Below are 20,959 nucleotides of genomic sequence, written 5' to 3' on the forward strand. Positions count from 1 at the left end.
GGGCGACTGCGCGGGATATTTTTAGTGCAGCGGGGGCTTTAACCGGTTCGGTCCGGTTTACTTATGACGCTGCAGGCAAAGTACTCACCATGAGCGATGGGGCAGGAAGCAGCGCCGGAGATGTACAAACTACGCAGTATAGCTATGACGCTATGGGCAGGCTGTTATCTGTCACGGATGCAGAGGCCAATACGACACGCTACACGTACAGCAAAGCGAGCAAATTGACGCAAATTGAGTATCCCGATCGTAACAAAAAGTTGAAAAGCTACGACCAGATGGGAAGAGTGATTCAAGAAACAGATCCGCTGGGTCAGATTGAAACTTACTTTTATGATCCAAACAGCAATGTAACGAAGAGTATCGATCGGAAGGGAAATGCACATACCTTCACGTACAATGCAGTCAATTTGCTCACGGCAAGCGAGACGACGGATGAAAGAATAGCCTTCTCGTATGATGCGGCAGGCCGCCGCTTGTCTATGCAGGATGGGACCGGTACAACGAATTATACCTACGAGCCTTCAACCGGTTGGTTAACACAAGTCAAATATCCGGATCAACGGACCCTGCAATATGCCTACGACCCGCAAGGAAAACGCACGAAGATGACCGATCCATTCGGTGTCGTCACCAATTATCAGTATGATGTACAGAACCGGATAACCGCGGTCGGTACGGAGCCGGCTGATTGGGATGCTGCGTATCAATATAAGAAGAATGGATTACTGTCTACCACACAAGCGAAGAATGGGGTCCAGGCTGCATTCACCTATGAAGGTGTAAATCTGACTGCGCTAACCCAAGCCAAATCAGGAACAGCGGTTCAGTCCTTCTCTTATGGCTATGACCTTCATGCTAACCAAACAAGTAAAGTGGAGAATGGAGTCACCCAATCATTCTCATATGATGCCTTAAACCGGATTGCCACTTCATCGGAATACAACGAAAATTACAGCTATGATAATCGGGGCAACCGACTTACCTTGCAAAGCGACAAGCCTATAACTCCCGTAGATACCGGCTACACGTATGACAATCGGAACCGGCTGAATGCCGTACAACTGGACGGATCAAGCCATGTGAATTACAAGTACAATGGCGATAATCTGCTGACAGAACGGACAGAGAACGGAATTACAACCCGTTATTATTATGATGGCGATCAGATGATTGCCGAAGGCACAGTTACCAATGGGGTGGCCGCTCATAAAGCTAGCTACCTGCGTGGGAATCAATTGGTAGCCCGTGTTGATGCAACGGGCAGTAAAGCGTACTATGTTCATAACGGACATGGAGATGTCGTAGAGCTGAGAGATGCAAACGGGAATGTAGTCAATCAGTACGCTTATGACCTATGGGGCAATCCAACTACCGTACTCCAAGGAGTAGACAATCCGTTCCTGTATAGCGGGGAATATTGGGATGAAAGTGTGAAGCTTCAGTACCTTCGTGCCCGCTGGTACGATCCGAGTATGGGGCGGTTTATTAATGAGGATACGTATGAAGGACAACTGGATAACCCGCTGAGTTTGAATTTGTATACGTATGTGAGTAATAATCCTTTGAAGTATGTTGATCCGAGTGGTCATGCTGAAATGTCTACAGGTAGTGGGGGTTTTGATATAAACTCATTACGATGGGACACTAGCATTANAGAAAAGAGATTATTGGGCTGCAGAAGCTGAAAAATTGAGAAATCAAATGAGAAGATCGGGAATAGCTAATGATAATATTATGCAAAGCTCAGATGACATGCTCTCAAAAGAATTGGTTCTTTTAATCTCGAGACAAAACTCTCCCATACTACATGGTATGGAAGAAATTGTCGATGCTTCCTGGGATTATGTTGGTCATGGTGCTCCTGGTATCAAGTATTATGTTGCAGGTATTGCGAAAACGGGTGAAACTATTGGTAAATTTGGGACTCTAGTGAAAAATCCGAATCTAAAGGTCGATTGGGCAAAGTCAATGGGACACGCTGGGGAAAGAATGGCTGAAAGAGGTGCAACCCAATCGATGGTTAATTCTTATGTAGCTAATGGAAGGGTATTTTCACAAAATAATGGTAGCAAATATCTTTTCTTTTCTAGAGAGGGAGCCGCCGTCGTAGCAAAGGATGGTAAATTAATCACCGTTATACCTAAAACTAACTATGATGGTGGATATAGAGAACTTACAAAGATTTTATTTGGTAAATGAGGAGGATAAAAGTGGACAAAAATTTAAATGAAATTAAAGAAATAATTAATGAATGGAATCCAATCAAAATTGAGCCATTACTTGATGATGAATATACAGTAGAAGTTCAGTTGATTAATGACTACCTTCAGAAACATGAAGACATTACATTCAGTGATCTTGGTGAAAAAATAAACGATATCTTCGATAATAAGTTTAAAGGCTATTTTATTAAAACGGAAGAGTCATTTTATATTGCCAAAAAGATTTTAAAAACGAAGTAAACATACCTAGACCGGATTCTTTTAGAAAAATTCATCTAGATGTGATGAGAATCTTTTTCCAGGACTTTGAGAAATATGTTTCTCTCAAAAAGTTTAGTTTTCATTTAAAAACCCACATTGTGATTTATATAATGTGGGTTTTTATCTTGATTTAACAATGTTAAATGGTTATAGTTAATTTAACAAAGTTAAGGAGTTGGGTTATGTTTGGTCTTAAATACATTCTGGAAACCTATCATATGTCAAATACGGATTTAGCAAATAAGCTTGGGATTAATCGAGCCAATATTTCTATGTGGCTTAAAAACAAGGAGATTCCTGCTGTTCGTATCCAGGACTTGAAAAAAATCTTTCCTCAAATCCCTGATCCATTATTCAATAAAGAACTAAAAAAATCGGAACAATTATCTATCCAACAAATCTATTTTACGGTAACGGATCAGTTTGAGTCGGTTCGGTCTCAACATATTGATTCGGAAACCGGGAAAGAAATATGGTTTACTGAAACGGTAAGTGAAAATGAGGGGCTTATCAGGTTTCTTGAACATGAACATGAAAAAGTGAGTTTACTCGAGAAATATGAAACGTTGATTGAAGAAAATGACATGGGGAACAGTAGAATAAAATTGTTAGAGGAATTCGCTGATATTGTCCAAAAAAATGAATCGAGTTCATCTAAACTGCTGGACATGGTTTTTTACTATCTCCAAGATAAGCACAAATGGGATTTTGACCCTGTATTTTGGAATGTTGTGGAGCAAAGTGATACATACAAAGAATTTTACGCCTTTCTAGAAAAGCACAAATTCATCGGCTAATGTCCGTAAAAGTGGTGAACGTTAGCAAGTATTCTTATAACATGTCTAATTTGGTCTAAAATTTTAGAAGTGAATAAATTCAAGGGGTAATTGAATGTTATAAGGCATTTGGAGACGGTAGTACTTAAAAACAAGAGCAGTTAGATTATTTTTTACATAAGCAAAAAGAGTTTTATATATAAAAGAAAGTATAGGGCAATCGGATGGAGATACGTCCTAGCTCATTAGTTGAAGATTTAGAATGATCTTGTTGTACGTCGATTATAGATTGGAAGGCCCGGCATATCACAATCTAACGCTAAAACAACCCCGACCCAGATAAAACCTGGATCGGGGTTGCTCTCTTTTACCATAGAATAATCTTATTTAAAATTCACATGGAAGTGATCGTCATGATCGGCACGGATCACGATTTTGCTGCTGGTCAGTCCATGGTTCGTATAATAGAGAATGGAAGATATATTCGGATTGTCAACAGCGAGCTGCAGGACTTTCTTCTGCTGGTCCACTGTTAACCCGGCGTTGCGGATATCCACGCCTTTGCCGTCTTGGTGGGTGCTATGTTCAGGTGTATCGTCTCCATCGATGAGACTCCCATCGTTTATCTCTAGTTTTTTACTGTAGGTGGAGTAAAAGCCCTGGGCAAACGAATTTAATGTCGTCACAGAGCCGGAGGTAAGCCAGCTGTGATCCAGTTTATATGTGTTATCAGCGGAAAGACCGGTTGCGGTATCGTTATAGTTGATATAATAGCTAGTGTCTTTGATGCGGACAAATCCTTTAGGAGAGCTGCCGATGGCGGCATGCATGGCGTTCCGGCTTCCAGCTCCGTAAATGCCGTCTGCGGTAAGGCCTTTCACGTTCTGAAAGACGATTAAATTATTCTTAGTGGCTTGATCGAAAGTGCCGTCCGTGCTCGTAATCGCAGCGACCCCGGTAAAATAGGAACTGTTGCTGCCGTAAGCTCTCCAGTCTTTGAGATTCTGCTTGAGCTTCGCGATTTGAGCATGAGTTTGTCCGAGTGAGTACGAGCCTTGATAGTTGGTGCCGTACTTCGTGTTGGAGGCGGCGGTTCCGACAGCGGCGACATTGTTATGTCCGGAAGCGGCGAAAGCGGATGTGGATAGCGCAGCTGCGAGAGCTCCTGTCACAATTACACTTGCCAGATATCTTTTTCTATTCTTCATAAACGCATAACCTCCACATAAATAAGAGTTATCATACTATGAAATAGCAGATACTTATAAAACCTTAACATGGTATTTATGGAAAATGAATAGCAAAATATAATAAGTTTAGTCGATTATAGTCGAATTGAGTTAAATAAATTTAAATAGCGCATGAAATGAGCCTAAGTGACAGAACATTTGAATAAGATCGGTTAATTGACACAGAAGCACCTGGAAGAAAATTATGTAATTTTTTTACATGCGAGATATATTATTTTTGGTGTATTAAAAGCATTACAATCGATCTAACTTTCGTCTTGATCTTACCCGATTTAGAATCACATGCGATCTTCGAGAGTAAATTAATCGCGGAGTCTATTTGTCTATGTTTTCGGCAGGCAGGCATATAAAAAGCCCTCAGCGTCTCCAACTGGGAGGGGACTGAGGACTAACTGTTCTATCGTGCACAATGATTAGATTGTTCAAGCTAACGCTCTACGGCCACTTCACAATCTGAATCTTATCCACCGGGTAGGTCGATGAAGACCGGTACAAGTTCGCTCCGGACTCGAACAGGACGTACAGCTCATCCTTGACGGTGACGAGTCCTTCGGACATCGGCGGCGCTTCGAGCTTGCCTTTCTCGTTCTTGCTGTCGAGGAACCACAGAGGCACTTTGTCGGCTCCGATGGTGACGGTCTTATGCGGCTGCTCCGTCTTCATGCTGTTCGCATAGTGAAGCAGGGTGCTGGCATTGTTGCGGCCGTAAGACTGGCTGAGCAGGATGCCGTCCTTGCTGAATTCCATACCCTGGATGGTATCCGGGATGGAGAGGATGGCATCCGGCGTCACCGGGCCTTTGGCCGAAGCGGTCTTGGCTGCCGGCAGCAGGTCGGTGGCCGGGTCCAGCTTGAACCCGGTGACCCAGGCTTTGTGCAGCTTCTCGTCACGGTTGTTCATGTGATGGCTGGGTTCTGTCGGATAATCCTTCACATAGGAGAACTCCCCGGACCAGATCATACCGTCCGCATAGGTGGCAAAGGATGAGCGGGTATCGGTCGCTACCGAGCCTGTGAAGGTAAGTTTTCCTTTGTCCGCTGCGGCAGCGATCTCTTCAATCGGCACGTAGAAAAGCGTGCTGTCCGAAGAAATCCACACATGCTTCTCGCTCACGGTTACGCCGCCGGCATGGCCGACGTAGGGCTTGGTCTCATTCTCGTACAGCTCCAGGGCTTTGACCATTTTGCCGGATGCGGCGTCGATGACGGTCAGCAGGCTGCTTTTGCCTTCTTTGCGGTAGTGGGAGACCAGAATCCAGTTCTTGTCTTTCACATAGCCGATTCCTTGCGGCACGTATTCTTGCAGAAGGGCTGGAACGACCGGTCCTTCTTTGCGCATGTCGAGGAAGGTTTTGAGTTCTTTCATTTCGACCTGGAACTTGATGCCTGCAGGTTCCTGTGTAATTTCTCCGCTTGCCTTGGCTTTGGCATCAGGCGAAGCGGAAGGGGCTGTTGTTGCTGCAGGCGCAGAAGAAGGTGCGCCGGCTTCTTTGCTGTCTCCGCATCCTGCTGCGGTTACAGCCAGCAGGCTTCCGATCATGGCGGCTGCCACTATTTTCAGGCCATGATTCCGTTGTTGTCTGCTCATGAACTAGTTCCTCGCAATCAGAGCTTGGAGTCTGCCCGGGTAATCGGTGATAATGCCGTCCGCGCCGGATTTAAGCGCAAGCGCCATTTGTTCTTCCGTATTGACAGTCCAGACATAGACTTCAAGATTAGCTGCCTGCGCACGCTGAATATCTTCGGGATCGAGCTTGGCGCCATTGGGATGCAGGGAGAAGATATCCGTCCCGGCTGCTTCAGCGAGCTTCTCATGGTGCTGCAGACGCAGATTATAGAGGAGACCGACCTTGATTTGAGGGTCCAGTTCTTTGATGAGCTGAAGGCTTTTCCAGTCAAAAGATGAAATGACGACGGTGTCTACACGATTCGTTTTTCTTAATAATTCGACGAGAACGGGCTCCAACTGTCCGTTATAGGAACCTTTGATTTCGATATTAATGATGATGTGCCCGGGGGTGATCGCAAACACTTCTTCGAGGAGAGGGAGGCGTTCGCCTGTGTAGGTCTCGCTGAACCAGGAGCCGGCGTCGAACGCTTTCAGTTCTTCTACGGTCATCTCGTTAACGGCACCTGTGCCGTCAGTCGTACGGTCAATCGTCGCATCGTGAATCACGACAATTTGTCCGTCTTTGGAGAGATGAACGTCCAGCTCGTAAGCTCCGCAGCCTTGCTCCAGACCGAGTTTAAAAGCGGCGAGTGTGTTCTCCGGTGCTTCTCCGGAAGCACCGCGATGTGCGATATTAAGAGGCTGTTTGGCTTGAGACATAGAAGATTCACTCCTTAGGTGAGGTTAGTGGTTAATTAGATCCCATCCGGAAGTACTTGGCCGAACTGGCGGATCATGGACTCCGCCATCAGCTTGTAGCCTTCGGCATCGGGATGAAGCTTATCCGGTAAATGGTGGTTATATTCCTGGCCGAATACATCGAGGCCGTCCACATAATACAGGCGGCTGTCGCCGTTCTCACGAAGTGTGCCAACGGCTTCACGGATGAGCAGCCTCATGCCTTCAAGGGTAAGTCCGACTTTGTTGGGCGCACTCTCGCGCTCCGACGCATAGATCGGGGACTGTACCACGATTGGAATGTCCGCATGCTTCTCCCGTACAATCTGTACGAAACCGATCAGCGCCGGCTGGAAAGTCCGCTCATTCAGGGAACCGCCGCCCATAATATTGACCCCGACGCACAGGGAAATAAAATCCGCCGGCATGTCCCGGATCATCCGGGCGACCATCGGCTCCATGTGGCAGTTGGCCGAATAGCCGAGGTTGGTCCCGTGCCAGCCTTTGCGCTGCGCAACGATTGCCGGCCAAGTCTGTGAAGGGCTGGCCGCCGCTTCGCACTGGGTGATGGAGCTGCCGTAGGCGATCCAGCGCGGACGCTTGTCGTCCGGGACGGAGTAGGTGGCATCCGTGCCGAGCTCCAGATGACGCACGGTAACCGGGTGTCTCTGGGACAAGAACAGCTCGATCGACTTCTCGCCTTCGGGCAGCCCTTCGAACCGGTACACGCTTTCACCGGGTGCCAGTACCGCTGTCGCGAACAGCTCGCCGTCAATGACGCAGTCCATCAGCCGCTCGGCATCCATGGGTTCTACTTCTACGGCTGCAGAGCGGGTGTCGCTTGCGAATCGGATCCGCACCCCTGCCGGCACTCCGGCTTTGCCGTTAATGGCATCCGGCATGAAGAGGGTCCGCTGCGCATGGGGAATGCGCCACGGCTTAGAGCCGTCAACCTGGGATTCCAGACTGACGGCTCCATCGAAACAAAGTTCGTTCGCATGTATTTTATGCATCGTGATCATCCTTCCGATGGCCTATCATTACTTGAATGTCGAGTTAGACATGGCCGTAACGATATGTTTTTGGGCAAAGATGAAGATAATTACTATGGGTAGAATAATCATCATGCTCGCTGCCATAATCAGGTGGAAGTTAAGCGCCTCGTCCCCGGCAACGGAATCTCTCATCATGGCAATACCTACAGTAAGGACGCGCATGTTGTTCGTGTTGGTCATGATGAGCGGCCAGAAGTAAGAGTTCCAGCTGCTGATAAAGCTCAAGATTCCCATGGTGGCGATCGTCGGGAAAGCCATAGGGGTTAAGATACGGTAGAGCACCTGCATACGGCTCGCGCCGTCCACTTTAGCCGCTTCGATGACGTCATTGTTAATGGACTTAAACGTCTGACGCAGCAGGAAAATCGAATAAGCGGATGCCGCATGCGGAATGATCAGCGCGTAGAAGCTGTTGATCCAGCCCAGATTCGACATCATCACGTATACCGGTACGAAAGTAACCTGATCCGGTACGATGAGTGCTGCGAGTACAAGCAGGAAGAGTTTCTCTCTTCCAGGGAAATTACCTTTTGCGAACGCGTAAGCGGCCATAATACCCAGGTTGATCTGCAGAAACAGGATACCGGCTGTCTGAATGACCGTATTAATCGCATATCGGCCAAATGGCGCAGCATTAAACGCATCCACGTAGTTGCCCCACATAAATTTATCCGGCCAGAACGTAGGCATGGCTAGCCTTAATTCGCTTGAGGTTTTGAGCGACGTAATGAACATCCAGTAGACCGGAAAAACCATGATGAGGGTTACCAGGATCGCTGCGATGATTCTAATGGTTTTCCAAACCGGTTTTGACATCAGACGAACCTACCCTTCATAGTGAACTTTCTTCCTGGACACCAGCATCTGAACGGCAGTCAGAGCAATGATGATGAAGAAGAAGATAATGACTAATGCGGAAGCCCGGCCTGTCCGGAAGTTCACGAATGCCATCTCGTAAATCCAATAAACAATCGCTTTCGTCGAGTCGAGCGGGCCGCCGTTGGTCATAATGTCTACGGATTGGAATACCTGCATCGAAGAAATAAAGTTCGTGATAACCAGGAACAAAGTCGTCGGCGACAGCAATGGAAGCGTAATGTGCAGGAACTGCCAGAACTTATTCGCTCCATCCAGGCTGGATGCCTCATAGTACTCAAGTGGAATACTGCGGAGACCCGCGATGAAGATCAGCATAGCGAAGCCGATTCCTTTCCAGATGGATACGGCAAGCAGTGTCCAGATCGCCGTATCCGGGTCCTGCAGCCAGTTGATTGGCGCAATACCGAATAGGCCCGTGATTTTGTTCAGCAAACCGTACTGGTTGTTGAAGATCCACAAGAAGATCATGGATGCGATAACCATGGAAATGTAGTACGGCATAAAGATAGCGGAACGCATAAAGTTGAAGAGTTTGGTAGATTTGTTAAGCAGCAGGGCAAGTCCGAGGCCCAGAGCCAGGGTAAGGAATACGTCCAGGACCGTATAGGTGAACGTAATACGCAGTACCTTGTAGAACAAAGGATCGCTCAGCAGCTTGTCGTAGTTCTCCAAACCGATGAATTTCTTCACCGGTTTGGTCATGTTCCAGTTCGTAAAGCTGATATAGAATGAAAAGAGCAGCGGATAGTAAATGAATACGCCTAGTACTAACAGGGCAGGAGCTGCGAATGCAAAATCTTTCAGACTTTCCATTCTGCGGCTTGGGCCTTTTCTCTTAGACGTCTTTGGATCAGTGACGGCAGTGGATGCCTGATTCATTCTCGTTCCTCACTTCCTTTATTGACTAAGAATCAGACAGAACATCGTTCATTTTCTGAATGTTCTCTTTGAGCAGCGGTACAGGGTCTTTGCCGTTCAAAGACATTTCACCGACGATATCTTTATAGATATTGCTCATTTCCGGATAAGCCGGGTGCTGTGGACGAGGTCCTACGTTGTCGAAGTTGTCGAATACAGCTTTATATTGAGGCCATTTCTCGAAATACTTTTTGCCTTCATCGGTGTTAATAACGGATTTGTGAGTTGGCAGGTAACCTGTTTCGTCTGCCCATTTGATGTTGTTCTCCGCATTCGTCATGAACTGGATGAATTTCCAAGCGGCTTCTTTCTGGTTGTCTTTCGCGCCTTTCATCATCACGATACCGGCACCGCCGATATGGGACTTGCGTTCTTTGTCCCCCGGGATAAAGGAGACGCCGACTTCGAACTTAGCGTTTTGCACGTAAGTTTTGATGATCGCGGAGGAGTGCTGAACCATGCCGACTTTTTCTTCCAGGAACATCTGACGCATCGTGTCGGAAGCGCCTTTACCGAAACCGACCATCAGGGAACCGTCATCTATCCATTTCTTGAAGTTGGCAGCCCAGCGCTGGCTTTCCGGTTTGTCGAAGCCAACTTTGTCGTCAGCCGCCAGGACTGAACCGCCGCCGTTGGAAACCCAAGGATCGTAGTACCAAGTATCCCAGCCGGGAACCGAGAATGCGTAACGGCTTGTTTTGCCGCCTTCTTTAACCGTAACCTTCTTGTTGAACTCTTCGATCTCGTCCCACTTCTGTGGAGGCTGCACGCCGAGCTTGTCGAACATCGTCTTGTTGTACACCATCACGCTTGTGCTGACGATCAGCGGGAATCCGTACTGCTTGTCTTTGTATGCGTACGCTTGAAGCATACCTTTGGAGAAGTCTTCCATGTCTACTTTATCGCGCTTGATGTAAGGCGTCAGTTCTTCGAACAGTCCGCCATCGGCAAAGTTCGGTACGACCGAGACTTCTACGTTTGTAACGGCAGGAACATCGTTAGCAGCAACTGCTGCGCTGAGCTTCTTCTGAAGATCGGTGTAACCGCCCTGGAAGACCGGCTCAACCGTGATGTGCGGATATTTCTTTTTAAATTCCGCGATCATGTAGTTCACGCCGCCCATTTGAGCTTCAGCGTGTGAATGCCAATATTGAATCGTAACCGGAGTAGTATCGTTCGGGTCGCCTTTAGGCACTTCCGCTGTTTCGCCGCCAGTTCCGCCAGTGGAGCAGCCTACCAGGGTTGTTGCGGCAAGTAGTGTAGCCATAGCAGTGCTTAGCCATTTTTTCTTAACCATTTGTGAATTCCCCTTTCCATAATAAGCAATTTCAAAACAACAAAAAATGGAGACAGAGATACAGCATGTCCCGTGTTTAATAGACTGCCGACCTATGCAGCTAAGCATAAGACGCAAACGAATAAACGTAGGCACATGGGTATTCTCGTAGTCTCCACCCAATGTAAGTATGAAATTAAGCGTTTTCAGTTGTAATTATGACATCCATCACATGCAGTGTCAACACTGTTCATCGTTAAGATCCCGTAAATCTGGAGTTTATTTTACAGAAAATTTAGGAAGGGTGGAAAAAGGCATCTTTCCTTAACATAATTAGAAGAAATCCCCAAAATGATCTTTTTCTGCGTCAAAAGTCCTGCTCGTCACTTAGAGGAATAAGTAGCAATTGTTCGAACGCGACTTCCTTTTATTATGTGAAAAACAAGAAATTGACAGTTCTTATCTGCTGGATTAAACTTTAACTAAGTTAGTACCAGATACTAATATTTAGTACTATCCGAAGGGAGAGTTACTGCTATGCTGACGGATAAAATAATCGTGATTATAGGGGGAAGTTCCGGAATCGGATATGCGGCTGCGAGAATGGCGTACGCTTCTGGAGCGCAGGTTGTGATTGCAGGGCGCTCGCAGGAGAAGCTCCAAGCTGCGGCCGGGGGGATCGGCAGCGGAATTCGCACGTTTGCCGTCGAGATCGCGAATGAGGCCAGTGTAGAGGGCTTGTTTAACCAGTTCTCCCATGTGGATCATCTGTTTATAACCGCTTCCGATGTTGTGCTGGGTCCGATTCTGGACACGGACAGCTCCAGGCTGCAATCTACCATGGACAGCCGGTTCTGGGGTTCTTACTATGCGGCCAAACACGCGGCTCCCCGAATGGGCCCAGGGGGATCCATCACTTTCATGTCCGGTACGGCTTCGCAGAGACCTTCACCCGGCGGAGCCGTAGCTGCCGCATCCGGCGCTGCGGTTGAATCTCTCGCCCGGACGCTGGCTCTTGAGCTTGCCCCGATCCGCGTCAATACGATTAGTGCGGGCGCGGTAGATACGCCGCTGCTCGATGTGTTTTTTGGCGAGCAGCGGGCGGCCGTTGTGGAGAACTTGACCCATACTCTTCCTGTAAGGCGGATGGGCGCACCGGAAGATGTTGCGGAAGCGGCCTTGTATCTCATGAATAATGCTTACACCACAGGAACGGTTCTGTCCGTAGACGGAGGCATCGTGCTTATTTAGAAGAAGAAACAAGCCTATCGGAATCTCGATAGACTTAAGCAATAGAAAGCAGGAGCAGGAAGCACCTTCATGTGCGGATTGCTTTTGCTTTTTTGATGTGAAAAAATGAAAAAATCAGGTGTCGGTCCTCACGTCATCCCAATCCGCATCCATGTAGCGGATGAGCCAGTTAAGAGCACGGTGTCTTTCGATGACAACCTCGTCATTCAATCCGGCCGGAGCAGGCTCACCGTTCACTCTCGCATTGACGCACGCCCAGTCATAGCGGTAAATCAGATCGGCTTCATCCAGAATTTCTTGCCTGGTCCGTATACGGGCATTCTCTGCAAAGCCGTCATAGTGTCCAGACTCCCGCAGAATATCCACCGCAGTCTGTACGTCGCAGATTTCCCCGGGGAATTGCAGCTCTTCTACATAGCCAAGCGCCCACAAAAGCACCCAGTAGCATTCATACATCCAGGCAAATTGGACGGCGTCGGTCAGACCGGGGTGCTCCCGGGCCAGAAATTCTTGTTCTCGCGGGGTGAAGAAATCATCGGCCTGGTAGAGTCCGATCAAACGGGCCGTAAAAGCTTTCTCCTCTCCGACATCCACTTCTTCGGAGGAAAAGCTGGCGCCATACATGGCAAGGATGCACAAGGCAACGGCCCGCCTGGCAATCTCTTCCCTGGTCCGTATGGTGATGTGCTCATCTCCCGGAAGAACAGGCAAATGCGGGATAGCGGGCACGCCTTGCTCCTTCAACAGCTCCATGCTGCGGCGTTTGCGGGCTTCTCCCGCCTCCGTTACGAGAATATGCCCGTCGATCAGACCGGAACTAACCGTAACTTGATAATCGTCCAGCTCGGATTCACCTTCAGGGTTCATAAGCAGTTTGCCCTGTGTAAGGATGGCTCCCGAAGGAAAGAAGATGAGCCCGTTTACTTCGGCAGCGGCGGTCCATACTTTGTCCATCGTATCCGGGTCCAGCTCTTTACTGGATACAAGGCCAACAGCGGAATTGAGCGCGGTAATCTGCATAAGCAGCTTTTCTTTGATGTGAGGATGATCGGTTTCGACCGGGTAATAGAATGCGTACATGCCTTTAAGCATGTCTTCGAATTCCGCCGGATGGCTCTCTGAAGTCATTAAGGTAAAGGTAAGGGTGTGCTTGGCAAACAGCTTCTTGTAGGTCACCGTCAGTTGACTCCGGTCATCCGACAACCTGGGGGTTCCGTCCCGGAACGCTGCGGCAATGGCCTCCATGATTTTGCCGGTATCTTGGATAGATACATACATTGTGCACTGCTTCAAGTTAACGACACCTCGCTGCTGGGATATAGTGTACAGAATCTTTCCTATCCTACTGAATTTTCTTCGGCATGTAAAATAGGGTATGGTAAATGGAGCAGAGATGCAGATGATAGAACGTTACTAGAGAGGTGAAGAAAAGTGCCGAATGTTTTGCTGGAGGAATTTTCCCCCTTATGCAATATCCAGGCCTTCGTTGAAGAAGATGAGAATAGTGTGCATTTCTATTTGTGGGATTATCCGGGACAGGAGCATGCATCTATTCGCTCTTGCTGGGTCCGCAATTATGGCGCAGCTCCGGGGGAGATAAACGCAGCAGCTATGGAGGAGGGACATGCTCCCATGCTGCCGGCGGACTTCTGCGCACATCCCGAGGGTGCAGAGCGGCTTGATCCGCAGCGGCTGTCCCTCGTCTGGTTCGAGGAAGGCGATGCGGCGGCCCTGCTCTATGAGGGAGAGATTCTCAGTGTGATCCCAGGCTGGGCGGGACAATCCGGAGAAGAGAGATTTCCGGGTTACGCCAGAGATTGCACGGAAGTATCGGATCTGTGTCTTCCACTCGGAACGCCGGACAGCAATGTCCTGCATGAGAGAGTAAAGGCGGCCTTGGAATTCTGGCAGAGCTGGGAAGATAATCCCTGGCCCCGGCTCCAGGAGCAGTTTATCCAGCGGATCGAGTCCTGTGCAGCGCCTGTGGATACGTATTATGCGATTGATGGAGGGAACTGGCCGCCCAAGGCACTGGTTAAAACCAAGGCCAGGGATGGAATCGTCTACGTCTTTACCATCGGAGCCTCGATAGCGCCACAGCCCAAAGTGGAGCTGTACTCCGAAACGCCGGAGCAGCTGAGGCGGTTCGAGCTAGCTTTTGCGATCGAAGAAGAGTGGTTGTCCCGCAATGAAATGAAGCTGCTTCAATATATAAGCGCCCAAACGAATCTGCCTTGGTCTCATATGACCTTTCTGGCCGAAGGACACACCATTCCGTGTGAAGAAATCAGTTCAATCGATTCTGCTTTCGATTATGTGCTGATGACCAGACCGGCGGATGCGCCGCAGATGGACTATCCTAACTTGACTAACGAAAGAGTAAACGTACTGTGGCTCGTACCGATCACGGCCGCAGAAAGGCGGCATGCGGAAGAATTCAGTTCTGAGGATTTAATGAAGCGGGCGGGAAGCGCCAAGCTTTGGATTTTTGACGGTACTCCTAAGTTCATGCCCGTTTCAAAGGACTAAGGAGCCCGGCAGAAGCAGAATAAGAAGCAGGAATGGTAACAGCAGCAGGAACCGCAGCAGGAACGGTGCAGCAACAGCAACAGAAACCGGAACATTAATTAAGGTGTCTCTTAGGAGATGCCTTTATTTTGTTTCTGCCGCACAGTTTTTTCAAAGAAATAGAAAGTTTTCAGAAGGAGGGATGCCCCGGTGCGGCGAATATATCCAATCTGAAAATTCGACATATAATTTCAAATTTTGACAGCGTGATACGTTAGGCAGGGGAGATCTGATATGAGAAAAAGCCGGCTTCTGATGATAACAAGTCTCATCTTGTTTATCCTGATGCCTGTCTATTGGTTTATAACAACGGTGGAGTCGGACCGTAACAGGCTGGTTTCCAGCGAAGGGTTCCTGGATCTGAGCAGTTGGAACTTCAAGGACAAGGGAGCGGTGAAACTAAGCGGGGAATGGGAGTTCTACAGAGACCGGCTGCTGACACCCGAAGATTTCCGGCTCAGGCAGGGAGGAGAACCGCCGGTGCCGACAGCGCTGGTGCAGGTGCCCGGCCGTTGGAACGATTATGTATCGGCCAGCGGAGAATATGAGGCAACCGGATACGGGACCTATCGCCTGCGTATCCGGGTAAGCCATCAGGAACAAGCGGTATACGGAATCCGTACCACCAATATCCGGACAGCCAACCGCATATTCATCAACGGCCAGGATGTCGGAACGGGAGGGATTCCCGGACAGTCGGCGGAGACCACTGTACCTGAGAACGTTCCGTACACCGGCTTTGCTTCCGTAAGCGGGGATACGGTGGAGCTTATCGTTCAGGTATCGAATTTCAGCTATTCATCCGGTGGGATGATCTATACGGTCATGTTCGGCGACCAGCAGTCGATTATTCATAACAGGGAGTTTGCCCTGCTGGGCGATCTTGTCATTCTGGCAGCCTACTTAATCCCTGCGCTTTATTTTTTCGTTCTGTTTAATCTGCGCAAGAAGGAGCGCTCGCTGCTCTATCTCGGCTTGTTCTGCCTGTCTGCCTTTATCTATGTGCTGACGCAGGGGGAAAAGCTCATGGCTGCCGCCCTTCCGGGTATGTCTTATGAGCTTTTTTTGAAAATCCAGCTGCTCTCCTCTTCCTTTATTTATTTCTTTCTTCTCCGTTATGTGGCTGTTTCGCTGCCGGGGGTAGTTCACCGGGCGGTGCTGAGGCTCTCGGAAGCGAGCACCGTTATTCAAGTGCTGATTTCACTCCTGCTGCCGCCCCTTATTTTCTCCAGATTGGAAGTACCGCTGCTATTATACGGGTTTATAAGTGTATGTTATGTGCTGTACGCCCTGCTTAAAAGTACGTTCCGGCGGGATTCCGGCAGCTTTCTGATGTGGATGAGTATCCAGAGCATCCTGGTCATCATCGTTATTAATCTGCTGAATCTGATCGGATGGATGCAGGGGAGAGCGGTCATCCATTATGAAATGCTGCTGTTCGTCAGTGCCCAGGTGCTGCTGCTTGCGAAGCGTTTTGCAACGGCGTTCCACGAGGTGGAACAATTGTCGGACAAGCTGCTCACGCTGGATGGGATGAAAGATGAGTTCATGGCGAGCACTTCCCATGAGCTTAGAACCCCGCTCAACGGGATCGTGAATCTGGCGGAAGCGATGATCGCGGGCTCAAGCGGGGAGCTAAGCGAGCCGCAGAAGCGCAATCTGGCGATGGTCGTCTCCACAGGCAAGCGCCTCTCGTCGCTGGTCAACGATATTCTTGATTTCTCCAAGCTGCGCAAGGGTGACATCAAGCTTCAGCGTAAAGCCGTCGATCTGAATTCGGCCGCCCAATCGGTCATGGAAGTAATCGGGTACACGGCGGGCAAGAAGGATATCCGGCTTGTACTGGATCTACCGGAGGGACTTCCGCTGCTTGATACCGATGAAGACCGGCTGCGCCAGATTTTGTATAATCTGCTCGGGAATGCTCTGAAGTTCACCAGTCAGGGGGAAGTTCGCCTAAGCGCCCGTACAGACAGGAAACAGGTTGTGATTTCGGTAGCGGACACGGGAATCGGAATCAGAAGGGAACGGTTCCGGCATATCTTCAAATCGTATGACCAGTCCGGTTCTGCCGTTCACCGTCAGTATGAAGGAACGGGTCTGGGGCTGAGCATTACCAAAAAACTCGTTGAACTCAACGGGGGCACGATCTGGGTAGAGTCAGAGCCCGGGATCGGCTCCGTGTTCCACTTCACGCTTCCTTCTATAGAAGGAACCTCATGGCCTGAGATGGATGCACGGGATAAACCGGTTGTCCTGTTCCCCGATGAATTCCTGGGTCCTGCGGTACATCCGGCAGAGGAAGCGGAATATACGGTACTGATCGTGGACGATGACCGGATTAACCTGCATGTACTGATTAATCTGCTCTCGCTTGAGAATTACGAAGTGATCGCTGTCGATAACGGACAAGAAGCACTTGAAGAAATCTTCCGCAATCCGAGCATAGATCTGGTCATCTCGGACTGGATGATGCCGGGAATGTCGGGGCTTGAACTGAGCCGTAAGATCCGGGAGAGGTATCTGCCGTTCGAACTGCCGATTCTTCTCATAACGGCAAGAAGCTTGACGGAGGATATCCAGGCCGGTTTCCAGGCGGGCATCAATGATTTCCTCAGTAAACCGGTGGATGCGGGAGAACTGCGGGCGCGGGTGCGCACCCTGCTCGAACTGCGCAAATCCATCCGGACCACCATTCAGACGGAGATGGCTTTTCTGCAGGCCCAGATTAAACCGCATTTTCTGTACAATGCGCTCAATACGATTATCGCCATCTGCCCGGTGGACCCTATGAAGGGAACCGATCTTCTCATTGAGCTTAGCCAATACTTGCGGAGCTCATTCGATTTCCAGAACCGGGACCGTCTGACCTCGGTCGCCAGGGAGCTGGATCTGGTGAAGTCTTATCTGGCTATCGAGAAAGCCCGCTTCGACGAACGTCTTCAGGTTGTTATCGATGCGGACGGCAGCGGCCATGCGCAGATCCCTCCACTGAGTATCCAGCCGATCGTAGAGAATGCGGTCCGGCACGGTATTATGCAGAAGTCAAGCGGAGGCACGATCACCCTGCATATATCGGAGACCCGGGAGAGCGTAAAAGTCGTGGTAGAGGATGATGGAGTCGGAATTAAGCCGGAACGAATGAAGGAGATTTTGTCCGAAGTTTCTCTGCCTGATAGGGGAGTCGGCCTGCGGAATATTCACAAGCGTCTGCTGACGCTTTATGGAAACGGTCTTCGTATCGAAAGTAAAGAAAGCGGAGGGACGAAGATCAGTTTCGAAGTTCCTAAAAAAATTCCTGTACAATCCGATAAGAAACTTAAGGGGGGATAATAAAGAAACGATGAAAGCCATTTTAATTGACGATGAAAAACCGGCATTGCTCCATTTGGAGCGGTTAATCGAACAGGACGGCCGGATCGGGGTAGCGGCCACATTCACTTCGGCTAAAGCAGGACTGGATTATTTGTCCGGACATCCGGTGGATATTGTGTTCCTGGATATCGGGATGCCGGAGATGAACGGTCTGGAAGCGGCGGAACAGATCCAGCAGTTAAACCGGGACGTGCGGATCGTGTACATTACCGCAAGCTCGGACCATGCCATTGAGGCATTTGAACTCTATGCGCTGGATTATCTGCTGAAGCCCGTACATGCGGCCCGTTTTGCCAAAACGCTGGACAGGATCGAGGATTCCTTGGGAGGGCAAAATCCGAAGTCTGCAGCCCGAAAAGAATGGAACAAGCCGGCAGTACTCAGCTTTCAGAGACTCACACCTCTTTACGGCGATCCGAAAGCAAGCGGGACGAAGAAATGGAGAACGCTCAAGGCACAGGAACTGTTCGCTTATCTGCTTCATTATAAAGGGCAGTGGGTGCCCAAAACCCGTATTCTCGATACGGTCTGGCCTGAATACGCTCCCGACAAAGCGATGACCCATCTGCACACTTCCATTTACCAGATACGCAAGCAGCTTAAGGAATGGGGCGTACTGTCCACCGTAGAATTCGGCTTGAACAGCTACCGGCTTAAGCAGGAGGGCATGCTGACGGACGCCGATCTGTTTGAGCGGGTATCGGAAGAGCCCATCCGGACCGAGCAGGAGAGGGAGCAGGCGGAATCGGTACTGGCCCTGTATAAGGGGGACTATCTGGAAGAGCATGATTATTCCTGGGCCCAGCCCAGAAAAGACGAACTGCATCAGAGGTATGTGCAGCTGGTTCATGCTCTGGCTGAGTACGATCTGGATCACGGGCGCGCAAAAGAAGCTATCCAGCGGCTTTCTGTCCTGCAGAAAGAAGATCCGTACTCCGATGAGGTCTGCCGGCTTTTCCTGCACGCCTACGCGCAGCTCAAAGATATGCACTTGCTTCGCCATCATTATGAATCATTCCAAGAGCTGCTTGATGCGGATTTGGGCGTTGCACCCGCACCTCAAACGATACAATGCTTCCGGAAATTGACGTCGGAGAGCTAAACGAATGCCCGGATAACCTTCTACTATTCTACGGGAATAATAGGGGTTTTTTTTTGATAAAAAAAGGTTGAACAATATCCCTGAAAATGGTACATTGTTTAAAACTTACTATTCCGCTTTGAATTATATGTATTTTCTTCCGGACAACCGGGGAAGTCGCGAAACTGTGGCCTCTCCGGTTTTTTTGTTGTCTGGGAGAAGGCGGAGTATAGGCCTGAATATGCCGGAAGCCGGCATCTATGCCAGGGAGTTACAGAAGGAGCGTGTCAGCTATGGGAAGCCAGCTGGACCTATGCGTCCGGGAAGCGGCGGATTCAGACCGCGATGCCGTGCTTGCCGTTATGCTGGATGCCTATGGGGAGTATGCGGGCCAAATGGCTGCAGACAGATGGCAGCAGTACCGGGAAGCTATTGTGCAGTCGGTTCAAGGCCCGGGTCCGGTTGCAAGGATCGTGGCTGAACTGGCCGGACAAATTGTGGGCAGCGTGCAGCTATTCGTCTCATCGGAAGCGGCATACGGAAGACCGGAGCTGGAGATTGATACGCCCATCATCCGGTATTTATCCGTATCCCCCCGAGCAAGAGGCAGAGGAATTGCAACGCTGCTGATTAAGGAAAGCGTCAGGCGGTCTCTGGCACTGGGATCTGCGACCCTGCATCTGCATACGTCCGATATGATGGCGCCTGCGATCCGTCTGTACGAGAGGCTCGGTTTCGAGCGTGCGCCGGATAAAGAGTTCTATAACGGGGACATCCTGGTCAAAAGTTACCGTCTGCATCTGCAGGGGCCGTCTTTTTTTACCGCATTCTGATTCTCGGAAACGGGTATACGTTTGTTCCATTATGTGAAAAGGAGTGAACTGGCATGATCAAGCTGGCCGGGATATCCAAAGCATTCGGTAAGCAGCTCGTCTTGCAAAACATTGATTTGACCGTGCGTAAAGGAGAAGTTGTCGTCATTCTGGGCCCGAGCGGGTCCGGCAAAACGACTCTCTTGCGCTGCATGAACTTCCTGGAGAGGCCATCCAGCGGCGAGGTGACGATTGGAGACTTTACGGTGAACTGCAAGCGTCCCGCCAAAAAAGATATCCACACCCTGCGCGGAAAGACGGCTATGGTGTTCCAGCAGTACAATTTGTTCAAGCACAAGACGGTTCTGGAGAATGTGATGGAAGGGCTGATCGTCGCCCAGAAAATGCCCAAAGAAGAAGCCCGGGCCAGAAGCGCAGAGGTTCTGCTGAAGGTAGGGTTGTCCGGCAAGCTGGATGCCTATCCGAGTCAGCTCTCCGGCGGACAGCAGCAGCGTGTCGGCATTGCCCGCGCGCTGGTGCTGAACCCGGAGGTTATCTTGTTTGATGAGCCTACTTCCGCTCTGGACCCTGAGCTGGTTGGCGAGGTGCTGGCCGTGATCCGCAAAATCGCCAAAGAAGGCATCACGATGATCATCGTGACCCATGAAATGAGCTTTGCCCGCGAAGTATCGAACCACGTCGTGTTCATGGACGGCGGGGTAATCGTCGAAGAAGGGAAGCCGGGCGAGTTGTTTCATTCACCGAAGGAAGAGCGGACGAAGCAGTTCCTGAAGCGGATTACACCGGAGCTGAATTACTCGATCTAAGCGGCTGGGCGATGCGCGCACAGACAATGAAGGCCGCAGTTTGCTGCGGCAGCCGCAGG

At 49.6% G+C, this 20,959-nt stretch carries 18 protein-coding genes; 10 read left to right on the forward strand and 8 right to left on the reverse strand.

Annotation, left to right across the window (positions count from 1 at the left end; translation table 11 throughout):
* Positions 1-1,169 precede the first annotated feature (1,169 nt).
* The 4 genes from EDM21_RS25630 to EDM21_RS23350 all read left to right on the forward strand — a co-directional run bounded on the left by EDM21_RS25630 (position 1,170) and on the right by EDM21_RS23350 (position 3,283).
* Positions 1,170-1,688, forward strand: coding sequence for an RHS repeat-associated core domain-containing protein (locus EDM21_RS25630; protein ID WP_461824329.1), 519 nt, complete (start codon positions 1,170-1,172; stop codon positions 1,686-1,688).
* A gap of 4 nt (positions 1,689-1,692) precedes the next feature.
* Positions 1,693-2,202 (forward strand): hypothetical protein, encoded by a 510-nt coding sequence (locus EDM21_RS23340; RefSeq protein WP_157338781.1) that lies wholly within the window; start codon positions 1,693-1,695, stop codon positions 2,200-2,202.
* A gap of 11 nt (positions 2,203-2,213) precedes the next feature.
* The gene (locus tag EDM21_RS23345; protein WP_157338782.1) at positions 2,214-2,465 is read left to right on the forward strand and encodes a hypothetical protein; all 252 of its coding nucleotides are present in this window, start codon (positions 2,214-2,216) and stop codon (positions 2,463-2,465) included.
* 203 nt (positions 2,466-2,668) lie between these two features.
* Positions 2,669-3,283, forward strand: coding sequence for a helix-turn-helix domain-containing protein (locus EDM21_RS23350; protein ID WP_157338783.1), 615 nt, complete (start codon positions 2,669-2,671; stop codon positions 3,281-3,283).
* Positions 3,284-3,645: 362 nt separating this feature from the next.
* Here EDM21_RS23350 and EDM21_RS23355 read toward each other — a convergent pair whose 3' ends face one another.
* The 7 genes from EDM21_RS23355 to EDM21_RS23385 all read right to left on the reverse strand — a co-directional run bounded on the left by EDM21_RS23355 (position 3,646) and on the right by EDM21_RS23385 (position 11,007).
* Complete coding sequence (locus tag EDM21_RS23355) at positions 3,646-4,470, reverse strand: peptidoglycan-binding domain-containing protein (protein WP_157338784.1); 825 nt, start codon at positions 4,468-4,470, stop codon at positions 3,646-3,648.
* A gap of 477 nt (positions 4,471-4,947) precedes the next feature.
* Entirely contained in the window at positions 4,948-6,099 is a 1,152-nt protein-coding gene (locus tag EDM21_RS23360) for a hypothetical protein (RefSeq protein WP_157338785.1), read from the reverse strand.
* 3 nt (positions 6,100-6,102) lie between these two features.
* Complete coding sequence (locus tag EDM21_RS23365) at positions 6,103-6,840, reverse strand: glycerophosphodiester phosphodiesterase (RefSeq protein WP_157338786.1); 738 nt, start codon at positions 6,838-6,840, stop codon at positions 6,103-6,105.
* 35 nt (positions 6,841-6,875) lie between these two features.
* Positions 6,876-7,871 (reverse strand): SGNH/GDSL hydrolase family protein, encoded by a 996-nt coding sequence (locus EDM21_RS23370; RefSeq protein WP_157338787.1) that lies wholly within the window; start codon positions 7,869-7,871, stop codon positions 6,876-6,878.
* Positions 7,872-7,898: 27 nt separating this feature from the next.
* Complete coding sequence (locus tag EDM21_RS23375) at positions 7,899-8,729, reverse strand: carbohydrate ABC transporter permease (protein ID WP_157338788.1); 831 nt, start codon at positions 8,727-8,729, stop codon at positions 7,899-7,901.
* Positions 8,730-8,738: 9 nt separating this feature from the next.
* Positions 8,739-9,671 carry a carbohydrate ABC transporter permease gene (locus tag EDM21_RS23380; protein ID WP_068773588.1) on the reverse strand — a complete coding sequence of 311 codons (933 nt, stop codon included), beginning with the start codon at positions 9,669-9,671 and terminating at the stop codon, positions 8,739-8,741.
* Positions 9,672-9,696: 25 nt separating this feature from the next.
* A complete protein-coding gene (locus EDM21_RS23385; RefSeq protein ID WP_157338789.1) occupies positions 9,697-11,007 on the reverse strand; it encodes an ABC transporter substrate-binding protein in 1,311 nt (436 codons plus the stop codon).
* A 516-nt stretch (positions 11,008-11,523) separates the two neighbouring features.
* On the opposite strand from EDM21_RS23385, the gene EDM21_RS23390 reads away from it, so the two are divergent.
* Positions 11,524-12,237, forward strand: a complete 714-nt coding sequence (locus EDM21_RS23390) for an SDR family oxidoreductase (protein ID WP_157338790.1) — start codon at positions 11,524-11,526, stop codon at positions 12,235-12,237.
* Between the two features lie 114 nt (positions 12,238-12,351).
* Here the strand turns inward: EDM21_RS23390 and EDM21_RS23395 are convergent, their stop codons facing one another.
* Entirely contained in the window at positions 12,352-13,530 is a 1,179-nt protein-coding gene (locus EDM21_RS23395) for a DUF4272 domain-containing protein (RefSeq protein ID WP_157338791.1), read from the reverse strand.
* 138 nt (positions 13,531-13,668) lie between these two features.
* Here EDM21_RS23395 and EDM21_RS23400 point away from each other — a divergent pair, with 138 nt between their 5' ends.
* The 5 genes from EDM21_RS23400 (at position 13,669) to EDM21_RS23420 (ending at position 20,900) form a co-directional block, all read left to right on the forward strand.
* Positions 13,669-14,766, forward strand: coding sequence for a suppressor of fused domain protein (locus tag EDM21_RS23400; protein ID WP_166542156.1), 1,098 nt, complete (start codon positions 13,669-13,671; stop codon positions 14,764-14,766).
* Between the two features lie 273 nt (positions 14,767-15,039).
* The gene (locus tag EDM21_RS23405) at positions 15,040-18,138 is read left to right on the forward strand and encodes a hybrid sensor histidine kinase/response regulator (protein WP_157338792.1); all 3,099 of its coding nucleotides are present in this window, start codon (positions 15,040-15,042) and stop codon (positions 18,136-18,138) included.
* Between the two features lie 10 nt (positions 18,139-18,148).
* The gene (locus EDM21_RS23410; protein WP_157338793.1) at positions 18,149-19,282 is read left to right on the forward strand and encodes a response regulator; all 1,134 of its coding nucleotides are present in this window, start codon (positions 18,149-18,151) and stop codon (positions 19,280-19,282) included.
* 272 nt (positions 19,283-19,554) lie between these two features.
* Positions 19,555-20,094, forward strand: coding sequence for a GNAT family N-acetyltransferase (locus EDM21_RS23415; protein WP_157338794.1), 540 nt, complete (start codon positions 19,555-19,557; stop codon positions 20,092-20,094).
* A gap of 53 nt (positions 20,095-20,147) precedes the next feature.
* A complete protein-coding gene (locus EDM21_RS23420; RefSeq protein ID WP_157338795.1) occupies positions 20,148-20,900 on the forward strand; it encodes an amino acid ABC transporter ATP-binding protein in 753 nt (250 codons plus the stop codon).
* Positions 20,901-20,959 lie beyond the last annotated feature (59 nt).

This window comes from Paenibacillus lutrae (assembly GCF_009757775.1).
In the GTDB taxonomy this organism is placed as follows: Bacteria; Bacillota; Bacilli; order Paenibacillales; family NBRC-103111; genus Paenibacillus_F; species Paenibacillus_F lutrae.

What these genes read in the sequence shown, in the direction of transcription:
- EDM21_RS23380 (WP_068773588.1), bottom strand. Translation starts at nt 9,671, where the DNA reads ATGAATCAGGCATCCACTGCCGTCACTGATCCAAAGACGTCTAAGAGA.
- EDM21_RS23375 (WP_157338788.1), bottom strand. Translation starts at nt 8,729, where the DNA reads ATGTCAAAACCGGTTTGGAAAACCATTAGAATCATCGCAGCGATCCTG.
- EDM21_RS23420 (WP_157338795.1), top strand. Translation starts at nt 20,148, where the DNA reads ATGATCAAGCTGGCCGGGATATCCAAAGCATTCGGTAAGCAGCTCGTC.
- EDM21_RS23410 (WP_157338793.1), top strand. Translation starts at nt 18,149, where the DNA reads ATGAAAGCCATTTTAATTGACGATGAAAAACCGGCATTGCTCCATTTG.
- EDM21_RS23355 (WP_157338784.1), bottom strand. Translation starts at nt 4,470, where the DNA reads ATGAAGAATAGAAAAAGATATCTGGCAAGTGTAATTGTGACAGGAGCT.
- EDM21_RS23370 (WP_157338787.1), bottom strand. Translation starts at nt 7,871, where the DNA reads ATGCATAAAATACATGCGAACGAACTTTGTTTCGATGGAGCCGTCAGT.
- EDM21_RS23350 (WP_157338783.1), top strand. Translation starts at nt 2,669, where the DNA reads ATGTTTGGTCTTAAATACATTCTGGAAACCTATCATATGTCAAATACG.
- EDM21_RS23360 (WP_157338785.1), bottom strand. Translation starts at nt 6,099, where the DNA reads ATGAGCAGACAACAACGGAATCATGGCCTGAAAATAGTGGCAGCCGCC.
- EDM21_RS23365 (WP_157338786.1), bottom strand. Translation starts at nt 6,840, where the DNA reads ATGTCTCAAGCCAAACAGCCTCTTAATATCGCACATCGCGGTGCTTCC.
- EDM21_RS23385 (WP_157338789.1), bottom strand. Translation starts at nt 11,007, where the DNA reads ATGGTTAAGAAAAAATGGCTAAGCACTGCTATGGCTACACTACTTGCC.
- EDM21_RS23405 (WP_157338792.1), top strand. Translation starts at nt 15,040, where the DNA reads ATGAGAAAAAGCCGGCTTCTGATGATAACAAGTCTCATCTTGTTTATC.
- EDM21_RS23390 (WP_157338790.1), top strand. Translation starts at nt 11,524, where the DNA reads ATGCTGACGGATAAAATAATCGTGATTATAGGGGGAAGTTCCGGAATC.
- EDM21_RS23415 (WP_157338794.1), top strand. Translation starts at nt 19,555, where the DNA reads ATGGGAAGCCAGCTGGACCTATGCGTCCGGGAAGCGGCGGATTCAGAC.